The sequence below is a fragment of the Nonomuraea aridisoli genome, from assembly GCF_003236395.1.
Lineage (GTDB): Bacteria > Actinomycetota > Actinomycetes > Streptosporangiales > Streptosporangiaceae > Nonomuraea > Nonomuraea aridisoli.
In genome coordinates this window covers 1-442 of record NZ_POUD01000672.1, presented here as the reverse complement: position 1 = coordinate 442, position 442 = coordinate 1, and the positions used below count along the sequence as shown (strand labels likewise).

General features: G+C 67.2%; 1 protein-coding gene. It reads right to left on the bottom strand.

The window, feature by feature from the left end; all coding sequences use genetic code 11:
• The coding region (locus C1J01_RS54355; protein WP_146616079.1) for an HAD-IIB family hydrolase at window positions 1-442 on the bottom strand (442 nt) is incomplete at both ends.

Sequence of the window (442 nt, the reverse complement as noted above, 5' to 3'; positions counted from 1 at the left end):
GCTTGATCCGTCGCCAGCGCTGAACCCGGCACGGCACGCCGGATCTCTGCACCCACTTCGCGGATGCGCTCGAGGTTGCGTGCGCGCGTCTGCGCGTCGTCCACGAAATCGGTGGCCAGATGCCCGCGCGAATCGACGCGCATGGCAAACGCGCCGTTCTCGCCGATCACCGCATCAACGGGCCACAACCGCGCAATGACTTCGCACCAGGCAATCGACCGGCCGGTGACGGGCACGACCTTGATGCCGGCGCGATGCAAGCGCTCCAGCGCCGAGTACGTGTGCGCGGGCAGCTTGCCCTTCGTCGTGAGGGTTCCATCCACGTCGGTGAAGATGCCGGTGATATTGCGCAGTGCATCATCCGAGAGCTGATTCAGGGCCAGCGGAGCGCGCCGGTCGGCAACGAGGGGCGCGGTTTCAGGCGAGTCCGGAGCGGCAGGAG